This is a genomic window from Bradyrhizobium sp. USDA 3262 (genome assembly GCF_054060035.1).
Genome location: NZ_JBSSCT010000001.1, coordinates 5726224 through 5751734 on the forward strand (window position 1 = coordinate 5726224; position 25511 = coordinate 5751734).

General features: G+C 65.4%; 31 protein-coding genes. 10 read left to right on the forward strand and 21 right to left on the reverse strand.

Features of this window, described 5'->3' with window-relative positions; all coding sequences use genetic code 11:
• Nucleotides 1-149 precede the first annotated feature (149 nt).
• Nucleotides 150-455 (forward strand): hypothetical protein, encoded by a 306-nt coding sequence (locus ACVWYP_RS26785; protein WP_028339727.1) that lies wholly within the window; start codon nucleotides 150-152, stop codon nucleotides 453-455.
• Between the two features lie 16 nt (nucleotides 456-471).
• On the opposite strand, the gene ACVWYP_RS26790 is transcribed toward ACVWYP_RS26785, so the two are convergent.
• From ACVWYP_RS26790 to ACVWYP_RS26800, 3 genes are all read right to left on the reverse strand, one after another.
• The gene (locus ACVWYP_RS26790) at nucleotides 472-1107 is read right to left on the reverse strand and encodes a 2-dehydro-3-deoxy-6-phosphogalactonate aldolase (RefSeq protein ID WP_028339726.1); all 636 of its coding nucleotides are present in this window, start codon (nucleotides 1105-1107) and stop codon (nucleotides 472-474) included.
• An 11-nt stretch (nucleotides 1108-1118) separates the two neighbouring features.
• A complete protein-coding gene (locus ACVWYP_RS26795; RefSeq protein ID WP_304495483.1) occupies nucleotides 1119-2033 on the reverse strand; it encodes a 2-dehydro-3-deoxygalactonokinase in 915 nt (304 codons plus the stop codon).
• Between the two features lie 143 nt (nucleotides 2034-2176).
• Nucleotides 2177-2392, reverse strand: coding sequence for a hypothetical protein (locus ACVWYP_RS26800; protein WP_026192800.1), 216 nt, complete (start codon nucleotides 2390-2392; stop codon nucleotides 2177-2179).
• Nucleotides 2393-2588: 196 nt separating this feature from the next.
• Between ACVWYP_RS26800 and ACVWYP_RS26805 the strand changes: the two genes are divergently transcribed.
• Nucleotides 2589-2765, forward strand: a complete 177-nt coding sequence (locus tag ACVWYP_RS26805; protein ID WP_167350394.1) for a hypothetical protein — start codon at nucleotides 2589-2591, stop codon at nucleotides 2763-2765.
• A gap of 91 nt (nucleotides 2766-2856) precedes the next feature.
• Here ACVWYP_RS26805 and ACVWYP_RS26810 read toward each other — a convergent pair whose 3' ends face one another.
• Both ACVWYP_RS26810 and ACVWYP_RS26815 read right to left on the reverse strand, forming a co-directional pair.
• Nucleotides 2857-3132: a hypothetical protein gene (locus ACVWYP_RS26810; protein WP_304495484.1), complete on the reverse strand. Its 276-nt coding sequence runs from the start codon at nucleotides 3130-3132 to the stop codon at nucleotides 2857-2859.
• A gap of 140 nt (nucleotides 3133-3272) precedes the next feature.
• Nucleotides 3273-3449: a hypothetical protein gene (locus ACVWYP_RS26815; RefSeq protein ID WP_162832424.1), complete on the reverse strand. Its 177-nt coding sequence runs from the start codon at nucleotides 3447-3449 to the stop codon at nucleotides 3273-3275.
• 188 nt (nucleotides 3450-3637) lie between these two features.
• Between ACVWYP_RS26815 and ACVWYP_RS26820 the strand changes: the two genes are divergently transcribed.
• Complete coding sequence (locus tag ACVWYP_RS26820) at nucleotides 3638-3862, forward strand: hypothetical protein (RefSeq protein ID WP_304495485.1); 225 nt, start codon at nucleotides 3638-3640, stop codon at nucleotides 3860-3862.
• A gap of 208 nt (nucleotides 3863-4070) precedes the next feature.
• Nucleotides 4071-4427, forward strand: coding sequence for a DUF6481 family protein (locus tag ACVWYP_RS26825; protein WP_304495486.1), 357 nt, complete (start codon nucleotides 4071-4073; stop codon nucleotides 4425-4427).
• A gap of 58 nt (nucleotides 4428-4485) precedes the next feature.
• On the opposite strand, the gene ACVWYP_RS26830 is transcribed toward ACVWYP_RS26825, so the two are convergent.
• Nucleotides 4486-4719 (reverse strand): pentapeptide MXKDX repeat protein, encoded by a 234-nt coding sequence (locus ACVWYP_RS26830; RefSeq protein ID WP_439711096.1) that lies wholly within the window; start codon nucleotides 4717-4719, stop codon nucleotides 4486-4488.
• A 361-nt stretch (nucleotides 4720-5080) separates the two neighbouring features.
• On the opposite strand from ACVWYP_RS26830, the gene dctP reads away from it, so the two are divergent.
• From dctP to ACVWYP_RS26845, 3 genes are read left to right on the forward strand one after another with little or no spacing between them, the layout of a single operon-like run.
• Complete coding sequence (gene dctP / locus ACVWYP_RS26835) at nucleotides 5081-6103, forward strand: TRAP transporter substrate-binding protein DctP (protein WP_028334073.1); 1023 nt, start codon at nucleotides 5081-5083, stop codon at nucleotides 6101-6103.
• Nucleotides 6100-6654, forward strand: a complete 555-nt coding sequence (locus ACVWYP_RS26840) for a TRAP transporter small permease (protein WP_016842495.1) — start codon at nucleotides 6100-6102, stop codon at nucleotides 6652-6654. The genes dctP and ACVWYP_RS26840 overlap by 4 nt, the downstream gene beginning before the upstream one ends.
• Complete coding sequence (locus ACVWYP_RS26845; protein WP_028339719.1) at nucleotides 6651-8009, forward strand: TRAP transporter large permease; 1359 nt, start codon at nucleotides 6651-6653, stop codon at nucleotides 8007-8009. Before ACVWYP_RS26840 ends, ACVWYP_RS26845 begins: the two co-directional genes overlap by 4 nt.
• 38 nt (nucleotides 8010-8047) lie before the next feature.
• On the opposite strand, the gene ACVWYP_RS26850 is transcribed toward ACVWYP_RS26845, so the two are convergent.
• Complete coding sequence (locus ACVWYP_RS26850; RefSeq protein WP_304495487.1) at nucleotides 8048-8185, reverse strand: hypothetical protein; 138 nt, start codon at nucleotides 8183-8185, stop codon at nucleotides 8048-8050.
• 119 nt (nucleotides 8186-8304) lie between these two features.
• Between ACVWYP_RS26850 and ACVWYP_RS26855 the strand changes: the two genes are divergently transcribed.
• Nucleotides 8305-8466, forward strand: a complete 162-nt coding sequence (locus ACVWYP_RS26855; protein WP_304495488.1) for a hypothetical protein — start codon at nucleotides 8305-8307, stop codon at nucleotides 8464-8466.
• Nucleotides 8467-8486: 20 nt separating this feature from the next.
• Here ACVWYP_RS26855 and ACVWYP_RS26860 read toward each other — a convergent pair whose 3' ends face one another.
• Complete coding sequence (locus ACVWYP_RS26860) at nucleotides 8487-9335, reverse strand: SMP-30/gluconolactonase/LRE family protein (protein WP_304495489.1); 849 nt, start codon at nucleotides 9333-9335, stop codon at nucleotides 8487-8489.
• A gap of 300 nt (nucleotides 9336-9635) precedes the next feature.
• Between ACVWYP_RS26860 and ACVWYP_RS26865 the strand changes: the two genes are divergently transcribed.
• Nucleotides 9636-11855, forward strand: coding sequence for a lytic transglycosylase domain-containing protein (locus ACVWYP_RS26865; RefSeq protein WP_304495490.1), 2220 nt, complete (start codon nucleotides 9636-9638; stop codon nucleotides 11853-11855).
• A 159-nt stretch (nucleotides 11856-12014) separates the two neighbouring features.
• On the opposite strand, the gene ACVWYP_RS26870 is transcribed toward ACVWYP_RS26865, so the two are convergent.
• From ACVWYP_RS26870 to eno, 13 genes are all read right to left on the reverse strand, one after another.
• On the reverse strand, nucleotides 12015-12983 hold the full coding sequence (locus ACVWYP_RS26870) for a tripartite tricarboxylate transporter substrate binding protein BugD (RefSeq protein ID WP_304495491.1): 969 nt from the start codon (nucleotides 12981-12983) through the stop codon (nucleotides 12015-12017).
• Between the two features lie 79 nt (nucleotides 12984-13062).
• Nucleotides 13063-14304 (reverse strand): threonine synthase, encoded by a 1242-nt coding sequence (locus tag ACVWYP_RS26875; RefSeq protein ID WP_304495492.1) that lies wholly within the window; start codon nucleotides 14302-14304, stop codon nucleotides 13063-13065.
• Nucleotides 14305-14466: 162 nt separating this feature from the next.
• Nucleotides 14467-15888 carry a dihydrolipoyl dehydrogenase gene (lpdA, locus tag ACVWYP_RS26880; RefSeq protein WP_304495493.1) on the reverse strand — a complete coding sequence of 474 codons (1422 nt, stop codon included), beginning with the start codon at nucleotides 15886-15888 and terminating at the stop codon, nucleotides 14467-14469.
• Between the two features lie 17 nt (nucleotides 15889-15905).
• The gene (locus tag ACVWYP_RS26885) at nucleotides 15906-16148 is read right to left on the reverse strand and encodes a hypothetical protein (protein ID WP_304495494.1); all 243 of its coding nucleotides are present in this window, start codon (nucleotides 16146-16148) and stop codon (nucleotides 15906-15908) included.
• Entirely contained in the window at nucleotides 16149-16325 is a 177-nt protein-coding gene (locus ACVWYP_RS26890; RefSeq protein ID WP_162832423.1) for a hypothetical protein, read from the reverse strand.
• Nucleotides 16326-16337: 12 nt separating this feature from the next.
• On the reverse strand, nucleotides 16338-17702 hold the full coding sequence (locus ACVWYP_RS26895; RefSeq protein ID WP_304495495.1) for a pyruvate dehydrogenase complex dihydrolipoamide acetyltransferase: 1365 nt from the start codon (nucleotides 17700-17702) through the stop codon (nucleotides 16338-16340).
• 2 nt (nucleotides 17703-17704) lie between these two features.
• Nucleotides 17705-18010, reverse strand: a complete 306-nt coding sequence (locus ACVWYP_RS26900) for a DUF5076 domain-containing protein (protein ID WP_018271806.1) — start codon at nucleotides 18008-18010, stop codon at nucleotides 17705-17707.
• A 5-nt stretch (nucleotides 18011-18015) separates the two neighbouring features.
• The gene (locus tag ACVWYP_RS26905; protein ID WP_304495496.1) at nucleotides 18016-19422 is read right to left on the reverse strand and encodes a pyruvate dehydrogenase complex E1 component subunit beta; all 1407 of its coding nucleotides are present in this window, start codon (nucleotides 19420-19422) and stop codon (nucleotides 18016-18018) included.
• Nucleotides 19423-19466: 44 nt separating this feature from the next.
• Nucleotides 19467-20486: a pyruvate dehydrogenase (acetyl-transferring) E1 component subunit alpha gene (gene pdhA / locus ACVWYP_RS26910; protein ID WP_304495497.1), complete on the reverse strand. Its 1020-nt coding sequence runs from the start codon at nucleotides 20484-20486 to the stop codon at nucleotides 19467-19469.
• A 159-nt stretch (nucleotides 20487-20645) separates the two neighbouring features.
• Nucleotides 20646-20960, reverse strand: a complete 315-nt coding sequence (locus ACVWYP_RS26915; RefSeq protein WP_028339710.1) for an FtsB family cell division protein — start codon at nucleotides 20958-20960, stop codon at nucleotides 20646-20648.
• Between the two features lie 140 nt (nucleotides 20961-21100).
• Nucleotides 21101-21652: an NADPH-dependent FMN reductase gene (locus ACVWYP_RS26920; protein ID WP_304495498.1), complete on the reverse strand. Its 552-nt coding sequence runs from the start codon at nucleotides 21650-21652 to the stop codon at nucleotides 21101-21103.
• A gap of 170 nt (nucleotides 21653-21822) precedes the next feature.
• Nucleotides 21823-22959 (reverse strand): zinc-binding dehydrogenase, encoded by a 1137-nt coding sequence (locus ACVWYP_RS26925; protein WP_304495499.1) that lies wholly within the window; start codon nucleotides 22957-22959, stop codon nucleotides 21823-21825.
• 48 nt (nucleotides 22960-23007) lie between these two features.
• Complete coding sequence (eno, locus tag ACVWYP_RS26930; RefSeq protein ID WP_028334059.1) at nucleotides 23008-24291, reverse strand: phosphopyruvate hydratase; 1284 nt, start codon at nucleotides 24289-24291, stop codon at nucleotides 23008-23010.
• Between the two features lie 174 nt (nucleotides 24292-24465).
• Here eno and ACVWYP_RS26935 point away from each other — a divergent pair, with 174 nt between their 5' ends.
• Nucleotides 24466-25449, forward strand: coding sequence for a Vgb family protein (locus ACVWYP_RS26935; protein WP_304495500.1), 984 nt, complete (start codon nucleotides 24466-24468; stop codon nucleotides 25447-25449).
• The last annotated feature ends 62 nt before the right edge of the window (nucleotides 25450-25511 follow it).

The window sequence follows — 25511 nt, forward strand, 5'->3', positions numbered from 1 at the left end:
GCCTTCGTCAAATGACAACGCCCGGACCATCGGGAACATGAGGAGACCGGAGACGCCATTCAACCAACCAAATGGTGCGTGGCCGCCACAAGAATTTCGTCAGCAATGACCGTGTATGCAAGACGGGTCCAATGCCCGGAGAGCGCGTCATGCGGAACCTGAACACCGTCCTGAGTAAGCTGAATGACCGCCTGCTGCGGCTGGAGGGCGAACTGTTCGTGCTGCGATCGATCGCGCGCGCCGCCCTCACCGCCGGCGACGAGTCAGCCGTCCGCACCCGCAAGCTGCTCGAAGGCGCCAAGCTCGCGCTGTCAGACGAAGCCGAACGGCCGCTGGACGCCGCGACCGGGAAATACGTCGCGGCCGCGATCGCCATGGTCGAAGAGCTGCTTGAGAATCCGCGTGAGGCGGCGCCGCTGTTCAGGGTGATCGACGGCGGCAAGCGGGACGATTAGCGCGCTTGCACCGAGCCTAGCCGGCGTCCGCCACGGCCCTGTCATACGCCTCGATCGTCACCTTTGCCCTGAGAGCAATATCCGCGGCCGTCATGCCCGGCTTGTAGAGGCTGCTACCGAGACCGAAGGCGCGAATGCCCGCCTTCACATACTCGGCGAAACTCTGGTCCGAGACGCCACCGACCGCGGCGATCATCACATCCGGCGGCAGCACGGCGCGGATCGCGGTGATGCCGGCGGCGCCGAGCACGTTGGCCGGAAAGAATTTCAGGCTCGACGCCCCCGCGCGCGCGGCGAGCAGCGCTTCCGTCGGCGAGAACACGCCGGGCATCGTGATCATCGCATGGTCCCGCGCGCGCGCCAGCACCTCGACATCGACATTCGGCGACACCATGAGGCGGCCGCCGACGTCGTGCAGGCGATCGACGTCTGCGGCAGTCAGCACCGTGCCGGCGCCGATCAGAACATCGGCCGGCGCGCGCTTCGCCGCGATCTCGATCGAGCGGAACGGCTCGGGCGAGTTCAGCGGAATCTCGATCGCGGTCATGCCGGCGTCGAGCAGCGCGCTGACGATGCCCGGCGCCTCGTCCGGCTTGACGCCGCGCAGGATCGCGACCAGCGGTCGCTTCATCGGCGGAAACGGAATGCTCATGCGTTGATCCCTCAGTTCTTCCAGATCGCCGCCGCCGCGCCGGCGAGACCACGGCGAACCGCCTCCTCCGCGTCCACGGCATCGAGCGGAATCAAAAGGCATTCGAGCGCCATCTGATAGAGCCGCTGCAACCGGCCCGAGGCAATCAGCGTAACCGGCGCTCCCTGCTTTCGCTCCGCAAGGCCCGCCGCCAGCTCGACGCCGATCAGCGTACCCGAGATCGTCTCACGCGCGGCCTCGGCGCTGCCGCCGAACAACAGCTGCCGCGATCGCACGCGAAACAGCAGATTGGCCGATAGCGCCGGCGCCGCGAAGGCCTCCGCGACGGCCGCGCGGAACGCATCGCCGTCAACCACCTCCTCTGCGCCGGCGACGGCGTGCGACAGGATGGTGTCGCGCGCGACAGCACTGAACAACTCTCCGGTCATGAAGGTCGCAAAGCGCTCGACCGTTCCACCGCGGACCCTGACCCATTTGGAATGCGTTCCCGGCATGCAGACGAGCGCCTCGCCCGGCGCGTTCAAGCCGAGCGCCCCCAGCAGCTGGGTCTCCTCGCCCCGCATGACGTCGGGCGCGGCGGTATCACGCTGCGCAATCCCAGGCAGGATACGGATATCGCGCGCCTGCCCGCCGACTACGACGGCGCCGTTGAGGATGTCCGAGAGATGCGCCGGCGTATCGATATAGCCGGCCTCGACCCAGCCCTGCCGCGCGCCCGCCATGCCGCAGATCACGACCGGCAAGTCGGCCGCCGCGCCCAGCGCATCGAGATGCGATTGCAGCACGGCCGCAAAGCCGGTCCTGGCGGCCGCGGTCATGCCTTCATCGCTGCGCCGCTCACCGAGCACCCTGCCACCGGCACTCATCAGCCAGAGCCGGAAGCTGCTGGTGCCCCAGTCGACCGCGACATAGGAAAGCCCGCTCATCGCGCCCTGTTCCACGCTCTCAGTGTCCGGCGCACCGACGGCGCCGCTGCTCAGACGCGATAAAGGCGATCATCGCCTCACGCAAGGCGGCCCGCTGGCGTGACATCACGAGGCCTCGCCTGGCATCAGATGCGCGGCTGCGATTACCGCGCGCCCTTCAGCGTGCAGGAGGTCGTGCAGGTCGTAACGTTGCCGCGGTCACATTTGATGCAGGCATTGACGCACTGATCCATGACCTTGGGATTGTACTGACTGTAAAGATTGGCCGCACAGCTGTTGGTCGATCCCGTGACCTCCGGGTCGGACCAGCAACCGGACAGTAAAAATGCTGCGGCACTCAAAATGGCGACCTTGCGCATAAGGCCTCCTGCCACGCTCTATCCGAGTAACCTTGATCGGTTAGGTTAAATTCTGGTTTCAATTGCGACCTTATTCGGAAGCAGTATTGCTTATCCACCGGACATTTCCCCAAGGTCCGGGCCCACACCGGCAAGGCCGTCAGGCGACCCCGCCTGGCGGCTTTGTTGCCCAGCAATGCATAAGGATACCAACAAGATGGCCCGAAAGCCGCGGTGGTCGTTCAAGGAGGACCGACGACTGATGGAACTGGCACGCTCCTCGAAGTCGCTGGAGGAGGTCGTGAAGGCGACCGGCCGCTCGCCGGAGCGGATCAAGAAGATGGCCATGCGCCTCGGCCTGTCGATCAAGCCGCGCGGTACCACCAAGAAATAACCTGAAATGCGGCCGCTGCGGCGGCCCGGCCGGCGCGCCTTCCAGCGAAATCGGCACCGCTTCGCGTGCGGACAACGCGCCAGAAAAAGATCTAGAGCTCCGGCGGGCAATCGTCCTTCGCCCGCACCGGGATCGCCTTGACCTCGCCCTGCGGCTTGGCCTCAGCCTCCGCCTCCGCCTCGGTCGCCCGGGTGCAGGTGGTCAGCACGAAGGCAACCCGGCTGCATTGCCATTCCGGCCCGAGCGCCGCATTGGACACCGGCTCGGGCGACGCCAGCGTCAGGGATAGATACGCCACCAAAACGGCACCCGCCGCGCCTGCGGCAGCCAGCGCCGCGCCCTTTCCGGACCACAGCTTGGACATCATGGCCTTGGTTCCCGCCGATCTCCAGGAGTCGAGGCAGCCCGCCCGTCCGCGTGTGACCGGAATCACAACCGAGATCAAACAGTTCAGCCCGAGTCTTTGCGCTTGATGTGGGATCGATATTGCACTGCCGCAAGACGGGGTCAGCGCGCCGGCTCAATCACATTACAGTTGGTCCGGCCCGACATCAGGCAGTCCTGCATCTTGCTCGCCGCCGTCAGGTCATGCGCGAGCCAGAGGCCGACCGCGAGCATGACCGCTGCGACCAGCAGTCCGATCAGCGCGCCCCTTCTGCTGCCTCCGTCGTCGGATTCGCTCATGCCAGCTTCGGTTCCCGATTGCCACGGTCCGCATCATGACGGTTTGCACGGTTGCGTGCGATCAATTCTGCAACAGTCGCACTACGAAATGCACGGCCGCGGCCGTCGGCACCGCAATTCCGTTGCGCGCCAGGGGCGACTCGCGAAAGAGTACTCGCTGAAGTGGAGCGCGTGTGCGGGGCGTGCCGATGAGCGAACAAGAAGCGACGACGTACGACTATCAGCGTTACAGGCAGTTGCTCTCGGAGGCTGTCGATGAGAGCAGCAGGCTGCAGCTGATCAGCCTGCTGATCGCCGAAAAGGCGCGCGACAGGCTGGAAGCCCAGCGCGCCTCGGACCGGAGCGCGATGACCGCCGAGACCGTCGCCAAGGTCCTGGGTAACGGACGACGCGAGCACCTCCAGCGCGGCTGAACTTTTCAACAGCGCTTGTTCAACAGCCCTTGGTGACCAGCCACTCACCACGCGCCCGCGGGGCGAACGATGGCCGCTTGACGCTGGCTCATATCTCCCTTGCTCCACAGCCCTCCGTTCGCCACTGGCAATTTCGTCGCCATTCACTTATTGAAACGCCGAACCAACCCCATCCATCACCCGAACAGAAAGCAGCAAGGCTTCCTCTATGAGTGGCTTCAAGGAACCGGGTTTTGCCGACCGCCAGAAAGCGGCCCTGCAGGCGCGGCAAAACCTCCTCAACAAGTTTCGCTCCCAGCCGGGAGCTGACGATCCCGCTGTGAAGGCACGTGCCGAGGAGCGCGCGGCGATCGCCGACCGCCGCGCCAAGGCCAAGGAAACCCGTGAGGCCGAAAAGGCCGAGCAGAAGCGCCGCGGGGAAGAGGCCGCAGCCGCCGAGGCCGCCCGCATTGCGCGCGAGAAGGAAGAGGAAACCGCCCGCGAGGAGGCGCTGCTTGCCGAGCAGAAGGCCAAGCGCGATGCCCGCTACGCGGCACGCAAGGAACGCGGCAAGAAGAAGCGCTAAGGCGCGCAACCAGGCCCGCCAGAGCGGCGGGCCTGCGGACAGCGGGCGATGACGGCAGTCAGTTCTTCTTCATGCCGTCGTCTTTCTTCATCATCCCGCCGCCGTCCTTCTTCATGGCGTCGTCCTTCTTCATCATGCCACCGTCCTTCTTCATGGCATCCTTGGACATCGTGTCTTCCTTCTTCATCGCGTCATCCTTGCCCATCTTGTCCTGAGCGAAGGCGGCGGGCGCCAGCGCCACGCTGAACGAGAGCAGCGCGGCGGAAAGGCCGAGGCGGGTCTTGGTGGTCATGGTGATGATCCCTTGTGTGGTCGAATGTGAGCGCGACGACTTGCCGCTCTCTGCTCGACGCACTTGCGCCGGCCGTCGTTACCTCCAATAACGAATTCTTGAAGCAGCACGGCTGCGGTCGCCCGGCGGCTGGTCGCGCGACGGTTGCGTGACGACGCGGCGTCACCGCGCATCAGTGTGCGCCGCAACAACGGCAAGGCTTGAACGTCAGGACTTGAACGTCAGGACTTGCAGCCCCGTATCGGCTCGCACTATCAGGGCGCCTCGAACTATCAGACTAGAGAAAATTCACGCGAAGACCGGCTAAGCTAAAACTCCGCGCCGGCCTAACAGCCACTTAAGAAGCTCTCAGGGGAGAACCATGCTTACACGCCGCCACGTCCTCGCTTCCGCCCTCGCCGCACCCGCCGTCCTGCGGATGGGCATCGGGACCGCGCATGCCGCGACCACGCTGAAGATCTCCCACCAGTTCCCCGGCGGCACCATCGACAAGGGCGACTTCCGCGACCGGCTGTGCAGGATGTTCGCGGCCGAGGTCGCCAAGCGCTCCGGCGGCGAGCTGACCGCCGAGGTCTACCCGAACTCGTCGTTGATCAAGACCAACGCGCAGTTCTCGGCGATGCGCAAGGGCGCGCTCGATCTCAGCCTGTATCCGATGCCTTATGCCGGCGGCGAATTGCCGGAGACCAATATCGGCCTGATGCCGGGCCTCGTCACCACCTACGATCAGGGCCTGCGCTGGAAGAAGGAGCCGGTCGGCAAGGCGCTGACCGACTTCCTCGCCGACAAGGGCATTCTGCTGATTTCCTGGGTCTGGCAGGCCGGCGGCGTCGCCAGCCGCTCCAAGGCGATCGTGGCGCCTGAAGATGCCAAGGGCCTCAAGGTGCGCGGCGGCTCGCGCGAGATGGATATGGTGCTGCAGACCGCCGGCGCCGCCGTCCTGTCGGTGCCGTCGAACGAGCTCTACGCCGCGATGCAGACCGGCGCCTGCGACGCCGGCATCACCTCCTCCACCAGCCTGATCTCGTTCCGCCTCGAGGAGGTCGCGAAATCGCTGACCTCGGGCGCCGGCGCCTCCTACTGGTTCATGCTGGAGCCGTTGATGATGTCGAAGGCGATCTTCGACAAGCTGCCGAAAAACCAGCAGGACATCATCCTCGCCGTCGGCACCGAACTCGAGGCGTTCGGCCGCAAGGGCGCGCAGGACGACGATACCGAAGTCGCCAAGGTCTATGAGAAGGCCGGCGCCAAGGTCAGCGCGCTCGATGCAACCATTGTCGGCAAGTGGCGCGACATCGCGCGCGATACCGCGTGGAAGGATTATGGCGCCAAGACCGCCACCGCCGCCAACCTTTTGAAGCTCGCAAGCGACGTCGCCGCATGATGCATGGTCCGGTCGCGGATCAGGCCGAAACCGCAAGCATCGCCGCGGGCAACACGCCCGTGGCCTTGCTTGGGCGCGCGCTGTCCATCTGCAACAACATCATCGTGGTGTTCGCCGCCCTCGCCCTGGTCGCGGCCTGCGTGATCCTGAGCTACAGCGTGCTCGGCCGCGCCCTGTTCCACAGCCCGAACTACTGGCAGGACGAGGCCGCCGTGTTCCTCCTGGTCGGCGCCACCTTCATGACCTCGGCCTATGTGCAGAGCCAGCGCGGCCATGTCAGCATCGAGGCGTTCGTCGGGCTGCTCTCGGCGCGCGCCAACGCCATCAGGCTGTGGCTGGTCGACGTCGCGAGCTTCGCGTTCTGCGCCTTCTTCGCCTGGAAGTCCTGGACCCTGGCGCATGAGGCCTATGTCGACGGCCAGGTATCCAACTCGATGTGGTCGCCGCCGCTCGCCATCCCCTACGTGCTGATGGCGCTGGGCATGACGCTGCTCTGCGTGCAGATCCTCCTGCAAATCATCATTCCGTTGACGGGTGGCGCGCGCCGATGACCGTGTTTGGTATTGGTATCTCCTACGGACTTGCCACCCTGTTTGCGATGTTCTCCGGCATGCCGATCGCGTTCGCGCTCGGTGCCGTCGCGGTCGTGTTCATGGCGATCTTCATGCCGGCGGCCTCGCTCGATACGGTGACGCAGAACGTCTACGAGGAGATGGCCTCGATCACGCTGCTGTCGATCCCGCTGTTCATCCTGAAGGGCGCGGCAATCGGCAAATCGCGCGCCGGCCAGGATCTCTATTCGGCGTTGCACGCCTGGCTGCACCGCGTGCCCGGCGGCCTCGGCGTCGCCAATGTGTTCGCCTGCGCCCTGTTCGCGGCGATGGCCGGCTCCTCGCCGGCGACCTGCTCGGCGATCGGTTCCGCCGGCATTCCGGAGATGCGCAAGCGCGGCTATTCCGGCGGCTTTGCCGCGGGGATCATCGCCGCCGGCGGCACGCTCGGCATCCTGCTGCCGCCCTCGATCACGATGATCCTGTTCGCCGTCGCAGCCGAGAAATCGCTGGGACGGCTGTTTCTCGCCGGCATCGGCCCCGGCCTGCTGCTGGTGACGCTGTTCGGTTTCTACGCCGTGTTCCGCTTCCGCAAGGAATACGCCATGGCCCGCGCGGTCTATGACGCGACCGGCAAGGACGCGGCGATCCTGCAGCATGACGAATTCACCATGGCCGAGCGCTTCAGCGCGCTGCCGCGCGTAATCCCGTTCGTGCTGCTGCTGACCGGCGTGATGATCGCGCTCTATGGCGGCTACGCCACGCCGTCGGAAACCGCCGGCCTCGGCGGCCTCCTGGCGCTCGGGCTGATCGCCGTGATCTACAGCGTGTGGACGCCCAGCGACCTGTCGCCGATCCTGAAATCGACCATCCGCGAGTCCACCATGCTGATGCTGATCATCGGCATGTCGCTGCTCTATTCCTATGTGATGAGCTACCTGCACATCTCGCAGTCGGCGGCGGAAGCGATCGTCGCAATGCACCTGCCGCGCTGGGAGCTCTTGTTTGCGATCCTCGTGATGGTGATCGTGCTCGGCTTCTTCCTGCCGCCGGTCTCGATCATCCTGATGACCGCGCCGATCATCCTGCCGCCGCTGCGCGCGGCCGAGTTCGACATCATCTGGTTCGGCGTCGTCATGACCATCGTGATGGAGATGGGCCTGATCCATCCGCCGGTCGGGCTCAACATCTTCGTCATCCGCAACGTAGCGCCCGACATCCCCTTGAGCGAGGTGATCTGGGGCACGCTGCCGTTCGTGCTGCTGATGATGTTCGCGGTGCTGTTGCTCTGCTTCTTTCCGCAGATCTCGACCTGGCTGCCGAATCTGATCATGGGGCCGGACGGCGGGCGCTAGACCGTTTTCGCGCAGGGGGACGGGGCAGGACCGGAGCTTCAGGCCGCCTCCTGCTCGCGTTCCGCGAGCGCCTTCTCGATCCGGCGGACCAGCAACACCGTCGGACGCCCCTCGCGCTGCAGCCGGCGGAGCTCGTTCCACAGCCTGATGATTTCGCGGTCTCGCTCGGCGTCCATGGCGGCACTCTCCCGGAGCGCGCCAATATGAACGAAACGAGAACGAAACTCAAGACCCCGAGATCAAGACGCAGTCGCTCGTCCAGGAACCAGAGCGACGCGGCGCGATTGGTTCCTTCATGAAAATGGCCAAGGCAATTCGCAAGCAGGCGCAGACCGCGGAGCGGGTCGCATTGATGACGGCCGACGCACTTGTCGCAAACCAGATGCGCTCCCTCGCCCGTGCCTTCAGGAGCCAGGCCGATATCCTGAAGAAGAAAGAGAAGAAAAAGAGGAAGTGAGACGCGCCTGCGGTCGCGGCTCAGGGATAGCCATCACCCGGCGTGTCGACCTCGACCACATCGATCCGCGACGTGGACCTGCCCTTGCGTAGCTCCTCGTAGGACGTCTCCGCACTCAGGCAGAACAGCGTCCTGCGGTCCGCACCACCGAGCGCGCAGGCAAGCGCGCGGCGGCCGGACACCGTGATGCGCTCACGCTCCACACCGGTGCGATCGATCCGGACAAAAGCATCCTCCGTGAAAGACGCGACCCAGGTCGCCCCGTCGGCATCGAGGCAGATGCCGTCGGGATCGTTGATGCTGCCGAACCGCCCGTGCAGGCTCAGGCTGCCGTCCGGCGCGATGTCGTAATCGGCGAGACCTGCGCCATCCATTTCGGCAACGACGAGCCGGCGATGGTCGGAGGAGACGGCAATGCCGTTGGGAAACCGCAAGCCTTCCGCGACGACGCGCGCACTGCCGTCGGGCGTCACGAGGATGATCCGGCCGACCGCACCGCGGCGCTCCGGCGGCGGCAGGTTGAAGCCGAGATCGCCGACATAGGCGCGTCCCTGCCCGTCGATGATCATGTCGTCGATCGTGCCGGTCGCGACCTCGGAGAGATCGGCATAGAGGGACAGTGCTCCATCGGAAAACCGCAGCAGCCGCTTCCTGAACATCGTCAGCACGACGATGTCGCCATCAGGCAGGACGCCGAGCCCACACGGCGTGTCGTCGGTCAGCGCAGCATGCTCCTGCAACTCGCCCGATGGGCTGATGCTCAGAAGCGTCCGCGCCATGCAATCGACGAACCAGAGCCGCCGGCGATGCCAGCGCGGGCCTTCGAAATAGCGGCCGCCGTCGAGGATGGTTCTGAGGCGCGCCGTCATGGCGCACCGGCTTGCAAAAAGTGATCGATCAGCGACATCGGCAACCCCCACGCGCGCTCGCAACGACGATACAACTCAGGAGGAACCGGTCAAAGCTCGGCGCGGCCTGTCCGTTTCCGCCCGTAAAAACCCCGGTTCCCGCGGGTTCCACACGCCATATTCCATATTTCGCCGCGTTTTCCCTGTTGAGTTGCAGCTGCATTAACACTCGAGAATCGAGGGTAGTGATAATCTGCGGCGGTTGTGCCGCCGTATGACGCGTTCTGTTGTGCCTCATGGTTTCTCAGGGGGGACCAGGGAATGAACCGTTGCCTACGTCCGCTGGCGTGCTTCGCCACCGCCGCCGCGCTCGCGCTGCTTCCGGTCCAGGCGACCGCCAAGCCGCATCACCAGCACCAGGCCAAGAGCGGCCACGGGGACAAGAAGGCGCATGGCGGCAAGGCCGCGCGCGAGAGTGCCTCCGGCAAGCGGCGGCACGCCAGACATGGCGCCGACAAACGGAAATCCGCGAAGGCCAAATCCGCTCCTTCCAAATCCGCTGAGAAGGCGCCCGAGCCGGAGAAACCCGCCGGGCCGCAATTGTCGGGCGATCTCGCCACGGTCAGGGACGCGATCCTCGCCGCGCGCAGAGGCAAGACCAGCGACGCGACCGACATCCAGGCCAAGATCACCGACCCGGTCGGGCGAAAACTCGTCGAGTGGTATCTGCTGCGCCACTCGGAATCGAGCGCGCCCTTCACCCGCTATGCGGCATTCGTGACGGCCAATCCGGATTGGCCAAGCGTCACGCTGTTGCGCAAGCGCGCCGAAGCGCGGATGTGGCAGGAGCGCAGCGATCCGGCCACGGTGCACGGCTTCACCCTCGATCAGCCGATCAGCGCCAAGGGCAAGTTCGCGCTCGCCCGCACGCTGCTGGCCGAAGGCGACCGCGACGGCGCCACCCGCCTGGTGCGCGAAGCCTGGCGCTCGGAGGAGCTGTCCGATCGCACCGAGAGCGACGCCTATGATGCGTTCAAGGACCTGCTGACGCGCGACGACCATCGCGCACGCATGGACAAGCGGATCGGCGCCAAGGATCTCGCCGGCGCGCGGCGCGCGGCGCAGCGGCTCGGCAGCGACGATCTGGCGATCGTGAAAGCCTGTGGCGCGGTCCGCGGACAATCCAGCAAGGCAGAGGACACACTCAACGATGTGCCGGCCGATGCCCGCCGCGATCTCGGCTACACGCTGTGCCGAATTCAGTGGCTGCTTGCGAAGAACAAGGTCGACGAAGCGGCGCGCGTGACGATCGCGGCTGAGCCCGAGACGATGGCGCAGCAGGACACCGACCAGTGGTGGCGCGAGCGCCGCATCCTCTCCCGCAAGCTGCTTGACCAGGGCGAGTACCAGGCGGCCTATGACGTGATCCGGCCCGCGGCGGCGCCGGACAATCCTTATTACCGCTCCGACATGCACTTCATGCGCGGCTGGATCGCGCTGCGCTATCTCAACGACGCCAAGATCGCCGCGGCGCATTTCGCGCATATCGACGAGGGCCAGACCAACCCGACCGTGCTGGCGCGCGCCGCCTATTGGCGCGGCCGCGCCGCCGAGGCTCTCGGCAATTCCGCGGGGATGCGGGCCGATTACCAGGCCGCCGCGCGCTACCCGACGGCCTATTACGGTCAGCTCGCGCTGGCCAGGCTCGGCCGTGATGGTGGCGTCGAGCTGCGCGCGCCCTCGCCGGCCGCCAGCGCCGGCGGTATGGCGGCCGACGAGCGGGTCCGCGCCGCCGATATGCTCTATGCGATCGGCGAGCCCGACATCGTGCTCTATTTCGCCGCCGACCTCGCCGAGGAAAGCACCGATGTCGGGATGCTCGAAGCGCTCGGCGAGCTGACCGGCCGCCGCGACGATGCCCGCGCCATGCTGCAGATCGGCAAGATCGCGCTCGCGCGCGGCTTTGCCTTCGACCATTACGCTTTCCCCGTGATCGGCATTCCCAAGCACACGCCGATCGCGCCCGATATCGGGCGCAGCATGACCTACTCGATCGCGCGCACCGAAAGCGCGTTCGACCAGCGCGACAAGTCGGCGGCCAACGCCGTCGGCCTGATGCAGGTGACCCCCGAAGCCGGCCGCGACACCGCCAAGCGCTTCGGCGTCAGCTACGACTGGAGCCGGATGGTGTCCGATCCCGTCTACAACACCCAGATGGGCGCAGCCGAGCTCAGCGCGTTGCTGTCGGAATATCGCAACTGCCACATCATGACCTTTGCCGGCTACAACGCCGGCCGCGGCCGCGTTCGCGACTGGATCAAGGCCTATGGCGACCCGCGCGATCCCAAGGTCGATCCGGTCGACTGGGTGGAGCGGATCCCGATCTCCGAGACGCGCAACTACGTCCAGCGCGTGATGGAGAATTTCGCGGTCTACCAAGCACGGTTCGAGGACGCCGGCACGGCGGTGGCCAAGAACGGCGAGCGCGTCGTGACTCAGGAGAGCAACGCGGCGCCGGCTGAGGCAATGCCGGCGCAATAATGCAGCGTCGTCCCGGCGAAAGCCGGGACCCATAACCACTGCATTTGATTGTGATCGGGAACGTGGCCCCAGCGTCGCGCAACACCAACATTTGGGATAATGGGTCCCGGCCCCGTGCGCAATTGCGCACTAGGCCGGGACGACGCAGAGAAGCGGTCTTTAATCCACCTTCACGTTGGCGGCCTTGATCATCGGCCACCATTTTGCGATTTCCGCCTTCTGCCAGGCGCCGAGCGCTTCCGGCGTGAGCTGGTCCTTCGGCGGCATCTGCAAGCCCAAATTCTCGAGTTGCTTCTGCACGGCCGGATCGGCCATCGCCTCGACCGCCGCGGCGTTGAGCTTGGCCACGATCTCCTTCGGGGTGCCCTTCGGCACCCAGAGGCCGGACCACAGCGTCATGTGGAAGCCCGGCAGACCGGCCTCGTCCACCGTCGGGACGTCGGGCGCATTCGCGACCCGCTTGGAATCGGTGACCGCATAGGCGCGGATATTGCCGGCGCGGACCTGGTTGATCGAGTTCGAGGTCTGGTCGACGATGATGTCGATCTGGCCGGCGACGAGGTCGTTCAGCGCCGGCCCGGTGCCGCGATACGGCACATATTGCAGCTTGATGCCGGAGACGTTCTCGAAATAGAGCCCGGCGATATGGCTGCCGCTGCCGGCGCCGGCGGTACCCGCGGTCGGCGGCGCCGGCCGCGACTTCAGCCACTCCAGCAATTCCTTCAGCGATTTCGCCGGCACGGCGTTCTTGCTGACGATGATCATCGGGTTGCTCGGCAGCAGCACCACCGGCTCGAGATCGGTGACGAGGTCGTAGCCGAGCTTGTAGATCGCGCCGTTGGCGACATGGGTGCCGAGATGGCCGAACGAGATGGTGTAGCCGTCGGGCGCCGAGCGCACCGCACGGCCGACGCCGATCGAGCCGCCCGCACCGGTCACGTTCTCGATCAGAAGCACCTCGCCCAGCGACTGCTTCATGCGCTCGCCGAGGATGCGCGCCATCGCATCCGAGGGGCCACCGGCAGCAAACGGCACCACGATGGTGATCGGGTGCGCGGGATAGGTTTCCGCGGAAACGGTCCCCGTCAACGCCAACATCGCCAACACGGCCAGAACCAGCTTCCGCATCACGCTCTCCCTCAATTTTCTTGTTTCCAATTATTTTTGAAGGGCCACCTCTCGACAAGATGGCCCTTCGGATGAGGCGTCAGAACTGCGAGAAGTCGATCGGCTTGTGCCGGTCGAGCGTGCGGGTGATCGGCGGCAACGGGTATTTCAGGCCGCTGGCGCAGTTGAACAGCATCACGCGGTCGGTCTTGCTGACACGGCCGTCGGCGAGGCTCGCCTTGTAGGCGGCATAGGTCGCGGCGCCCTCGGGGCACAGCAACAGCCCCTCCTCGCGCGCGACCTCGTTGAGGGCGGCGCTGATCTTGTCGTCATCGACGGCGATCGCAAAGCCCTTGCTCTCGCGCACCGCGCGCAAAATCAGGAAGTCGCCGATCGCCTGCGGCACACGGATGCCCGAGGCGATGGTGTGGGCGTCCTCCCAGCGCGCGGCGTGCTCGGTGCCGGCCTCATAGGCCCGCACCATCGGCGCGCAGCCCGAGGCCTGCACCGCGACCATGCGCGGGCGCTTCGAACCGATGAAGCCGATCTTCTCGAGCTCGTCGAACGCCTTCCACATGCCGATCAGGCCGGTGCCGCCACCGGTCGGATAGAAGATCACGTCGGGCACGTCCCAGCCGAGCTGCTCGGCGAGCTCGAGGCCCATGGTCTTCTTGCCCTCGATCCGGTACGGCTCCTTCAGCGTCGAGGTGTCGAACCAGCCGACTTTGGCCTTGCCCTCGCCGACGATCTTGCCGCAGTCGTCGATATAGCCGTTGACGCGATAGACGGTGGCGCCCTGCAGCTCGATCTCGCTGACATTCACCTCCGGCGTGTCTGCCGGGCAGAAGATCGTGGTCTTGATGCCGCAGGAGGTGGCGTAGGCCGCCAGCGCCGCTCCGGCATTGCCGTTGGTCGGCATCGCCATGTGCTTGATGCCGAGCGCCTTGCCCATCGACACCGCCATCACGAGGCCGCGCGCCTTGAACGAGCCGGTCGGCAGTCGCCCCTCGTCCTTGACGATGATCTCGCCACCGCCAAGCCTGGCGCCGAGCCGCGGCAGCCGGATCAGCGGCGTCGTGACCTCGCCGAGCGAGACGATGTCCTGGCATTTGCGCACCGGCAGCAGCTCGCGGTAGCGCCACAGATCGGCGGGACGCTGCGCCAGCGCATCCTTGGTCAGCGTCTTCTTCACCCCGGCAAGGTCGTAGCGCACCAGCAGCGGCTTGCCGGCCTTGGAGAGGTTGTGCACCTGGTCGGCGGGATAATGATCGCCCTCCATCGCGCATTCGAGATGGGTGACGAAAGTCGGGCGTTCGATGGTGAGGTTGTCGTTGTCTTTCACGAGATTCTGTCCTTCTTGTTCTTCTTGAGTTCTTCCCTGCCGGATCCGTCACCCTGAGGAGCGCGAAGCGCGTCTCGAAGGGCGACGAGCCCGGCTGCTAGGTCTCGGCCGTGCATCCTTCGAGGCTCGCTGCGCTCGCACCTCAGGATGACGGAGCTGAGACTAGATATTCAGCACGCGCCCATAGGCGTCGAGCACTGCTTCCTTCATCATCTCCGACAAGGTCGGATGCGGGAATACGGTGTGCATCAATTCCTCTTCCGTGGTCTCCAGATTCATCGCCACGACGTAGCCCTGGATCAGCTCGGTGACCTCGGCGCCGATCATGTGGGCGCCGAGCAGCTGTCCGGTCTTCTTGTCGAAGATCACCTTGACGAGGCCCTGGTCCTCGCCGAGCGCAATCGCCTTGCCGTTGCCGACGAAGGGAAAGCGGCCGACCCGGATCTCGCGGCCGCCTTCCTTGGCGTTGGCCTCGGTGAGGCCGACGGAGGCGACCTGCGGGTTGCAGTAGGTGCAGCCCGGGATCATCAGCTTGTCCATCGGATGCGGATGCAGGCCCTTGATCGCCTCGATGCAGATCACGCCTTCATGCTCGGCCTTGTGCGCGAGCATCGGCGGCCCCGCGACGTCGCCGATCGCATAGATGCCGGGGACGCTGGTCTTGCCGAGGCCGTCGATCACGATGCAGCCGCGGTCGGTTTTGACGCCGAGCTTCTCCAGCCCGAGATTCTCGATATTGCCGACCACGCCGACCGCCGAAATCACGCGCTCGAACTCCACCGCTTGCGGCTTCTCCTTGCCGTCGTCGATGGTCGCAACCACGCTGTCGGCCTTCTTCTCGAGCTTTGTCACCTTGGTCGAGGTGAGGATCTTGATCCCCATCTTCTCAAACCGCTTGCGGGCGAGCCCGGCAATCTCCGCGTCCTCGACCGGGAGAATCTGCGGCAGCACCTCGACCACGGTGACATCGGCGCCCATCGTGTGGAAGAACGAGGCGAACTCGATGCCGATCGCGCCGGAGCCGACCACCAGCAGCGACTTCGGCATCCGCTCCGGCACCATCGCCTCGAAATAGGTCCAGATCAGCTTCTTGTCGGGCTCGAGCCCGGGCAGCACGCGCGGCCGCGCGCCGGTCGCCACGATGATGTGCTTGGCCTGATAGGTGCCCTCGCCGCTGGCGCCCTTCGGCGCCTCGACCGCCGACTTCTTCACCGTGATCTTGCCGGGCGCATCGATCGTGGCGTCGCCCCAGATCACCGTGACCTTGTTCTTCTTCATCAGGAAGCCGACGCCGTCATTGAGGCGCTTCGAGACGCCGCGCGAGCGCTGCACCACCGCCTTCGGATCGAACGAGACGTTGTCGGCCGACAGGCCGTAATCCTTGGCGTGCTGCATGTAGTGATAGATCTCGGCGGAGCGCAGCAGCGCTTTGGTCGGGATGCAGCCCCAGTTCAGGCAGATGCCGCCGAGATAGGATTTCTCGACGATCGCGGTCTTGAAACCGAGCTGCGCGGCGCGGATCGCGGTCACGTAGCCGCCGGGGCCGGAGCCGATGATGATAACGTCAAAGGATGTGTCGGCCATGGCGGCTCCCGTTCAACTCAACGTGTGACGCCGCGGGCGCGGCTTCTTGCGATCAATGACCTGACCAGCCATTCGAGCCCGATCACCAGGGCCATGATGGCCAGGGCCGTCAGCACGAGCGGCTGGGCGATGTTCCGCGCCAGCTGTTCGCCGGCGAAGAACGCGGAGTGCAGAAAATCGAACCCGACCGGATTGCAGACCAGCGCGGCCGACAGCAACAGCGAGATCCAGGGCCAGCGCGTGCGAGCCGTGCCGGCCATTCATCCGTACTCCCGCCATACCGCACCGAGGAACACGGACCACGCCAGCGCCAGCACCGCGGCGCCGATCATCATGATCCTGAACTGGATCGTCGATATCAGGTCGCGATTGACCGCGACCAGCAACGCGACGGCGACGGCGGCGAGCAGGACGTACGGACCGTAGATCGCGTACATGGCGGATGCCCGTCACACCATCATCATCACGGGGTTTTCGATCAGCTGCTTGAAGGCGCCGATCAGCTCGGCGCCGAGCGCGCCGTCGATCGCGCGGTGATCGCACGACAGCGTCACGCTCATCATGTGCGCGATCTCGATCTTGCCGCCGCGCACCACCGGACGTTCCTCCGAGGTGCCGACCGCGAGAATCGAGGCATGCGGCGGATTGATCACGGCGGTGAAGTGGTTGATGCCGTACATGCCGAGGTTGGAGACCGCGGTGGTGCCGCCCTGATATTCCTCCGGCTTCAGCTTGCGGGCGCGGGCACGCGCGGCGAAATCCTTCATCTCGTTGGAGATGATCGAGAGCGTCTTGGTCTCGGCCTTGCGGATGATCGGCGTGATCAGGCCGCCCGGCATCGCCACCGCGACGCCGACGTCGGAATGCTTGTGCTTGAGCATGCCGCCTTCGGTCCAGCTGACGTTGCAGTTCGGAATCTTCTGCAACGCGACCGCCATCGCCTTGATGACGAAGTCGTTGACCGAGATCTTGTAGAGCGGCTTCTTCTCCTTGTCCTTCGGCGCTGCGGCGTTGATCTCCTCGCGCGCGGCGAGCAGCTTGCCGATGTCGCAGTCGATGGTGAGGTAGAAGTGCGGGACGTTCTGCACCGAGGCGGTGAGACGCTGCGCGATGGTGCGGCGCATGCCGTCATGCGGCACCACCTCGTAGGAGCCCGGCTCGAACAGCGCGAGGATCTGCTTGTCCGACATCGACGGCGCGATGCTCGGTCCCGCGGCGGGCGCGGCCGCCGGCGCCTTCAGGCCCTTGCCGGACTTGGCCTCGTCGACGTCGCGCGCGATGACCCGGCCATGCGGGCCGGTGCCGGTGATGCGGGCGAGATCGATGCCGGCTTCCTTGGCCAGCCGGCGCGCCAGCGGCGACGAGAAGACGCGGGCGTGGCCGTTGGCCTGCGCGGCGGGTGCGGCGGCCTGAGGCGCCGCGGCGGGCGCTGCGGCCGGCTTCGGCGCAGGCGCTGCCGCCGGTGCGGGAGCCGCCGCCGGCGCGGCCTGGGCTGCGGGCTTCGGCGCCTCGGCGGGTTTCGCGGCCGGTGCGGCGCCCGCTCCGGCGCTGGCCGCCGCCTTCACATCCTCGCCGTCGCCGGCCATGACCGCGATGACGTCGTTGACCGGCACGTCCTGGGTGCCCTCGGGCACCAGGATCCTGGCGATCGTGCCTTCATCGACCGCCTCGACTTCCATCGTCGCCTTGTCGGTCTCGATCTCCGCGATCACGTCGCCGGACTTGACCTTGTCGCCCTCTTTCTTGAGCCACTTGGCGAGGTTGCCCTTTTCCATCGTCGGCGACAGCGCGGGCATGAGAATATTGATCGGCATTGTCAGTGACCTTGTTGCGACCGCGGTTTGGTTTGGCCCATGTCGGTCGGCCGGGCGATTTCGGCTTCGAACATCTCGACGATGCGCGCGAGCGCCTCGTCCTCGGTGTATTCGCTCTCGCGCGCATAGGCGCGCGCGGCGTGACGGGCGATGTCGACCAGCATGAGCCCCCACATGTCCGGCTCCTCGAAAGCGCGCTGGAACGCGATCGACAGGCCGCCATCGACGACGAAGGCGCGCAGCACCTCGATGGCGTCGTCGCGGCCCATCACGTCAGGCGGCAGCGGCTGCTCCTTGGGACCGGCCATCGGCGTTACCGGTAGGATACGGCCTTGGCGGCGGCGACCACCTCGGCGACGGAGGGCAGAGCGAGCTTTTCGAGGTTGGCGGCATAGGGCATCGGCACGTCCTTGCCGGAGACGCGCGCCACCGGCGCGTCGAGATAGTCGAAGGCGTGCTCCATGATGCGCGCGGCGACCTCGGAGCCGACGCCGCTCTGCTGCCAGCCCTCCTCGACCGTGACCGCGCGGCCGGTCTTCTTCACCGAGTTGATGACGGTCTCGGTGTCCATCGGACGGATGGTGCGCAGATCGACGACCTCGGCCTCGATGCCTTCCTTGGCGAGTTCGTCGGCAGCCTTCAGCGCATAGGACATGCCCATTGCCCAGGAGACGATGGTGACGTCCTTGCCGGCGCGGGCAATCCGCGCCTTGCCGATCGGCACCACGAAATCAGCCAGCTTCGGCACCTCGCCGGTGTGGCCGTACAGCACCTCGTTCTCGAGGAAGATCACCGGATTGGGATCGCGGATCGCGGCCTTGAGCAGGCCCTTGTAATCGGCGGCCGAATACGGCGCGATCACCTTGAGGCCCGGGATCTGCGAGTACCACGCCGCGTAGTCCTGGCTGTGCTGCGCGGCGACGCGCGCGGCGGCGCCGTTCGGGCCGCGGAACACGATCGAGCATCCCATCTGGCCGCCAGACATATAAAGCGTCTTGGCGGCGGAGTTGATGATCTGGTCGATCGCCTGCATGGCGAAGTTGAAAGTCATGAACTCGACGATCGGCTTCAAGCCCGCCATCGCCGCGCCGACGCCGACGCCGGCAAAGCCGTGCTCGGTGATCGGCGTATCGATCACGCGGCGGGCGCCGAATTCCTGCAACAGGCCCTGCGTCACCTTGTAGGCGCCCTGATACTCCGCGACCTCCTCGCCCATGATGAAGACGTCGCCGTCGCGGCGCATCTCCTCGGCCATCGCATCGCGCAGCGCCTCGCGAATGGTCTGCGTGACCATCTCGGTCCCCGCAGGGATTTCCGGATCAGGCAGCGGCTCGGTCGCGGGCGCGGCCGGTGCTTTCGCCGCGGGCTGCGGCGCTTCCGCCTTTGCATCCCCCTTGGCTTCGGCCGGCGCGGCCTCGGCGGCCTTCGGCTGCGGCACCGGTGCCGCCGGCGCCTTGGCGAGGTCGGCGGCGCTCTCGCCGTCGACGAGAATGGTGGCGATCGGCGTGTTCACCGCAACGTCCGCGGTGCCTTCCGGGATCAGGATCTTGCCGAGCGTGCCCTCGTCGGTTGCCTCGACCTCCATCGTCGCCTTGTCGGTCTCGATCTCGGCGATGACGTCACCGGACTTGATGGTCTCGCCTTCCTTTTTCAGCCATTTGGCGAGGTTGCCCTTCTCCATGGTGGGCGACAGCGCAGGCATCAGCACTTGAATGGGCATATCGGCTCCCGAAATCGGTCTTGAAATTCGTCTGCGCGGTGGGGTCAGCGGTAGATGTCGGTGTAGAGTTCGGACGGATCCGGCTCCGGATCGTGCTGCGCGAAGTCGGCGGCCGCGTTGACGATCTCGCGCACCTCGGCGTCGATCGCCTTCAGGTCCTGCTCGCTGAGGCCCGAGGCCAGCAAGCGGTTGCGCACCTGCTCGATCGGGTCCTGGTCGTGACGCACCTTCTCGACCTCCTCGCGCGTGCGGTACTTCGCCGGATCGGACATCGAGTGGCCGCGGTAGCGGTAGGTCTGCATCTCCAGAATCATCGGACCGTTGCCGCCGCGGCACCAGGCCACGGCCTCATCGGCGGCGGCCTTGACGGCGCGCACGTCCATGCCGTCGACCTGCTTGCCGGGAATGTTGAAGGAGGCGCCACGCTTGGAGAAGTCCTGCTGGGCCGATGCACGCGACACCGAGGTGCCCATCGCGTAGCGGTTGTTCTCGATCACGTAGATCACCGGCAGCTTCCACAGCTCCGCCATGTTGAAGCTTTCATAGACCTGGCCCTGGTTGGCCGCGCCGTCGCCGAAATAGGTCACGCTGACGTTATCGTTGCCGCGATAGCGGTTGGCGAACGCAAGGCCGGTACCGAGCGAGACCTGCGCGCCCACGATCCCGTGACCGCCGTAAAAGTGCTTCTCCTTGCTGAACATGTGCATGGAGCCACCCTTGCCGCGGGAATAGCCGCCGCGGCGTCCGGTCAATTCGGCCATCACGCCCTTGGCTTCCATGTCGCAGGCCAGCATGTGGCCGTGGTCCCGGTAGCCGGTTATGACCTCGTCGCCCGGCTTCAGCGCCATCTGCATGCCGACCACGACTGCTTCCTGGCCGATATAGAGATGGCAGAAACCGCCGATCGCACCCATGCCGTAGAGTTGACCGGCCTTCTCCTCGAAGCGCCGGATTAGGAGCATGTCCCGCAGTGCCTTGAGCTCCTGCTCCTTGGTGAATTCGGGGGGAGAACCGGCCTTCTCCTGCCCTGATTCTTTTGCGACGCTTTTCTTGGGTGCGGCCATGGCAATTCCGGGTGAGAGAAGTCGGAGAACCCTCTCTAACCCAACTCAAATCGCCTTGGAAGGATTGCGTTCGCCCGATGGAATTTTGCTATGCCGCACTGCAGCGCAGCGCGACATTTTTGTGATAGCACGCGAATGATTTTGAAATTTGAGAACGCGTCAGTTCTTGTTGATCCGAACGAGATCACGCGGATTGGCGTAGTCGAGCTGGAAGCGCGCACGCTCGTCCAGCATGTCGGGATCGACCCGGTCCGACCGCAACAGCGACACCCGCTGCTCGCCCTCGGCCCGCTCCTTCTTCAGCCGCGCCAGCTCGGAGGTCAGCGCGATGATCTCCTGATCGAGCTCCTGCCGCGCGTTCAAGCCGTATTTGCCGGTGTAGGCGTTGACGCCGAAATAGCCGACCATCAGCGCCGCCAGCGTATAGAGGGCGAGCCCGGTCAGAATCGATTTGAGGCGTGTGCGGGAAACCATGGCCGCGAGCATGCGGCCATGGGGTTAATGAAGGCTGAACCGGAGCGTTTTCGAGCGAAGTGGATACCGGTTCGCGTGAAGACAACGCGTCAAAACAAGTTCAGAGTCCCGTTCCGATTCAATCCGAACGGGGCTCTTGCTCAGCGGTTCTGCTTTTCGATAAAGGCCGCGAAGGCGTCGAGATACTGCTGCAGCACGCCCTTGAGCGACTCCTTGGTCAGTTCGCCGTTGTCGTCGAAGGCATCGCCGACGCCGTTGAGATAGGCTTCCGGCTGACCGAGGATCGGACCGGAAATGCCCGGCAGGATGTTCTGCAGGTGCTTCACCGCGCTGACGCCGCCGAGCGGTCCGGGCGAATTGCCGATGATGCCGATCGGCTTGCCGATGAAAGAGCTCTTGCCGTAGGGCCGCGAGGCGACGTCGATCGCGTTCTTCAGCACGCCCGGGATCGAGCGGTTGTATTCGGGGGTCACGAACAGCACGCCGTTCGACTTCTGCAGCTTCTCGCGGAAGGCGAGCCAGTTCGCCGGCGGTGCGGCCTCGAGGTCCTGGTTGAAGAAGGAAATTTCCTGAAGCGTCGTCACATCGAGCTTCAGCGACGCCGGTGCAAGCTTGGCCAGCGCATTGGCGATCTTGAGCGAGAAGCTCTGCTTGCGGATGCTGCCGACGATGGTGACGATGTTATAGGCCATAGCAAATTCCCCTCGGGTTGCGCGTGAAACTGGTGGGCCTCACCTACCGGCGCACCAAGAAAGATGCAAGTGCATGGATCGTTCAATTCCGGAAACGCAGCGTTTCGCCGAATTGGTCTATGCAAAGCAAAAAGGCCGCCCCTGTCGGGACGGCCCTTCGTTTTCGATCCTCAGCCCTTGTTCGGGTTGATCAGGAATTTCTCGCCGGTCGCGCGCTTGTTGTAGACGGCGATGTTGTCGAGCTGCAGGGTCTCCTGCAACGAGACCACCTTGGTGTAGTGACTGGCGAAGGTCGTCTTCAACTCGGCCACCACGCGCTGGCGCAGCTTGTTGCCGGCCTCCGGACCGATCTTCATCAGGAACGGGAACAGCAGCCAGCCGCCGACGCCCCAGGCCATGCCGAAGCCGCGCGGCAATTCGATCGAGCGGGTGTCGAGGCTGCCATAGACATAGACCTGCTTGTGTACGTTCGAGCCGTAGCGGCTGTAGGCCTTGGCGGTCTTGTTGATCGCGGTCTCCATCGCGACCAGGATCTGGCCCGCGAGCTTGCCGCCGCCGATCGCATCGAAGGCGATGGTCGCGCCGGTCTCGACCAACGCGCCGGTGAGCTTGTCCATGAAATCGGGCGCGGAGGAATCGACGACATGCTTGGCGCCGATCTTGTGCAGGATGTCGGCCTGCTCCTTGTTGCGCACGATGTTGACGAGGCCGATGCCGTCCTTGAGGCAGATCTTGTTGAGCATCTGGCCGAGATTGGACGCCGCCGCGGTGTGCACCAGCGCCTTGTGCCCCTCGCGCCGCATCGTCTCGGTCATGCCGAGCGCGGTCAGCGGATTGACGAAGCAGGACGCGCCTTCCGCCGGCGTGGTGCCGTCGGGCAGCGGCAGGCATTCGTTGACGCGCAGCGTGCGGTATTGCGCATACATCGCGCCACCGATCATCGCGACGGTGCGGCCGATCAGCGCTTTCGCCGCATCCGATGAACCGGTCCTGATCACGACGCCGGCACCTTCATTGCCGACCGGCATGGACTCGTCGAGCCGCGCGGCAAGGCCCGGCAATGCCGCTTCCGGCACGCGCGCGGTCACCACGGGCAATTCCTTGCTGCCGGAGACCTTGGCGGCCGACATGTCGGCCGGGCCGATCAGAAGACCGAGGTCGGACGGATTGATCGGGGTCGCCTCGACCCGGACCACGACCTCGTCGGGGCCGGGCTCGGGGGTCGGGACATTGACCAGCGATATCTCGAGCTCGCCATTCTTCTTGAGCAGCGAACGCAGTTGCAGACCGCTCTTGCCGTCGCTCATCCCGACCTCCCGTTTTTGCGTTTGTTGGATCCCGATCAAATTGGGGCGCTACGCCAGCGCCTTCAAGGCCGCCCTGCCCGCGTATTTCGCCTGGGTGCCGAGCTGCTGCTCGATGCGCAGCAGCTGGTTGTACTTGGCGGTGCGGTCGGAGCGTGCCAGCGAGCCGGTCTTGATCTGCCCGCAATTGGTGGCGACCGCGAGATCGGCGATCGTGGAATCCTCGGTCTCGCCGGAGCGGTGCGACATCACGGCGGTGTAGCCGGCCTTGTAGGCCATCTCGATCGCCGCAAGCGTCTCGGTCAGCGTGCCGATCTGGTTGACCTTGACCAGGATCGAATTGGCGCGGCCGTTCTTGATGCCGTCGGCAAGCCGGGTGACGTTGGTGACGAACAGATCGTCGCCGACCAGCTGGCACTTCTTGCCGATCGCATCCGTCAGCTCCTTCCAGCCGTCCATGTCGTCCTCCGACATGCCGTCCTCGATGGTGACGATCGGATAGCGGCCGACGAGATCGGCGAGATACTTCACCTGCTCGGAGCGCGAGCGGGTCTTGTTCTCGCCGCCATAGACGTAGGAGCCTTCCTTGAAGAATTCGGTAGAGGCGCAGTCGAGGCCGAGCACGACGTCGTCGCCCGCCTTGTAGCCGGCCTTGCCGATCGCGTTCATGACGAACTCGAGCGCGGCGTCGGCCGACGGCAGGTTCGGCGCGAAGCCGCCCTCGTCGCCGACATTGGTGTTGTGGCCGGCCTTCTTCAATTCGCCGCGCAGCGTGTGGAAGATTTCCGAACCGCAACGCAGCGCCTCGGCGAACGACGTGGCGCCGACCGGCAGGATCATGAATTCCTGGAAGTCGATCGGGTTGTCGGCATGCACGCCGCCATTGATGATGTTCATCATCGGCACCGGCAGCGTCCGCGCCGAGGTGCCGCCGACATAACGATACAGCGGCATGTCGAAGGATTCGGCGGCGGCCTTGGCGCAGGCCAGCGAGACGCCGAGGATGGCGTTGGCCCCGAGCCGGCTCTTGTTCGGCGTGCCGTCGAGCTCGATCATGATCTGGTCGATCGCGACCTGCTCCTCGACGGCCTGGTCGCTGAGCGCCTCGAAGATCTCGCCGTTGATGGCGGCGACCGCCTTCTCGACGCCCTTGCCGAGATAGCGCGACTTGTCGCCATCGCGCAGTTCCACCGCCTCATGCGCGCCGGTGGACGCTCCCGACGGCACCGCCGCGCGACCGATTGACCCATCCTCCAGCACCACATCGACCTCGACCGTGGGGTTGCCGCGGCTATCAAGGATTTCGCGGCCGATGATGTCGACGATGTCAGTCATGACGTGCTCTTTCTCGATATGGGGTTGGCTGATGCGCCGCGTCATACACGGCGCGCAAGCAAATGTGAACGGCCCGCCCGCCCGGCCCGTCTGACGGTGCAATGTGGTGGGTTTATGCTGTCGGGGATTGCCTTCGCGTGCTGGCCCATTGTTTCACGAAGCCGGGATAACGCAATGAACCGTCGCCAGTTTCTCGCCTCCACCACTGCCGCGATTTTGACCACGAGAGCGCAGGCGCAGGATGCCCAGACGCCGTTCCGGGTGAAATATTTCAATGTCGACGCCGGGACCGGCCTGCACGATGTCACGCCGGCGCCCGATGGCACCGTCTGGTTCACGGGCCAGCGGAGCGGTGCGCTGGGCCGGCTCAATCCGCGCGACAGTGCGTTCAAGCTGGTCAGCCTCGGCAAGGGTGCGGCCCCGCACGGCGTCACGATCGGCCCCGACGGCGCGCCATGGGTAACCGAGGGCGGGCAGAATGCGATCGCCCGCGTCGACCCCGGCGACCACAAGGTGACGCTGTTCCGCCTGCCTGAGAAAGCCACTGACGCCAATCTCAATACCGGCGTGTTCGACAAGCGCGGCGTCTACTGGTTCACCGGCCAGTCCGGCTTCTACGGCCGGCTCGATCCGAAATCCGGTGAGATGAAGGTGTTCGAGGCACCGCGCGGCGTCGGCCCCTACGGCATCACCGTGACCCCAAACGGCGACATCTGGTACGCCTCGCTTGCCGGCAGCTATATCGCACGGATTGACCTTGCGACCGGCAACGCCAGCGTGGTCCAGCCGCCGACGCCGAAACAGGGCGCGCGACGGGTGTGGTCGGATTCGCGGGGGCGGATCTGGGTCAGCGAATGGAACAGCGGCAACGTGTCGGTGCACGATCCCGCCGACGGGACGTGGAGGGCCTGGAAGCTGCCCGGCAGCAATCCACGGACCTATGCCGTCTATGTCGACGATAAGGACAAGGTCTGGCTCACCGATTTCTCGGCCAACGCGATCATGCGCTTCGATCCGGTGGGCGCGACCTTCAACGCCTTTCCGAGCGACCGCGCCGGCGCGAATGTCCGGCAACTCGATGGCCGGCCCGGCGAGGTCTGGGGCTGTGAATCCGGCCAAGACCGCTTGGTCCTGATCCAGACTGCCGCGCCCGCGTAGCACCCTGCCCCAGCACGCGGACGGTTGACGAACCGCCCGCTTCCGTTCATTTCGGCCGCTCC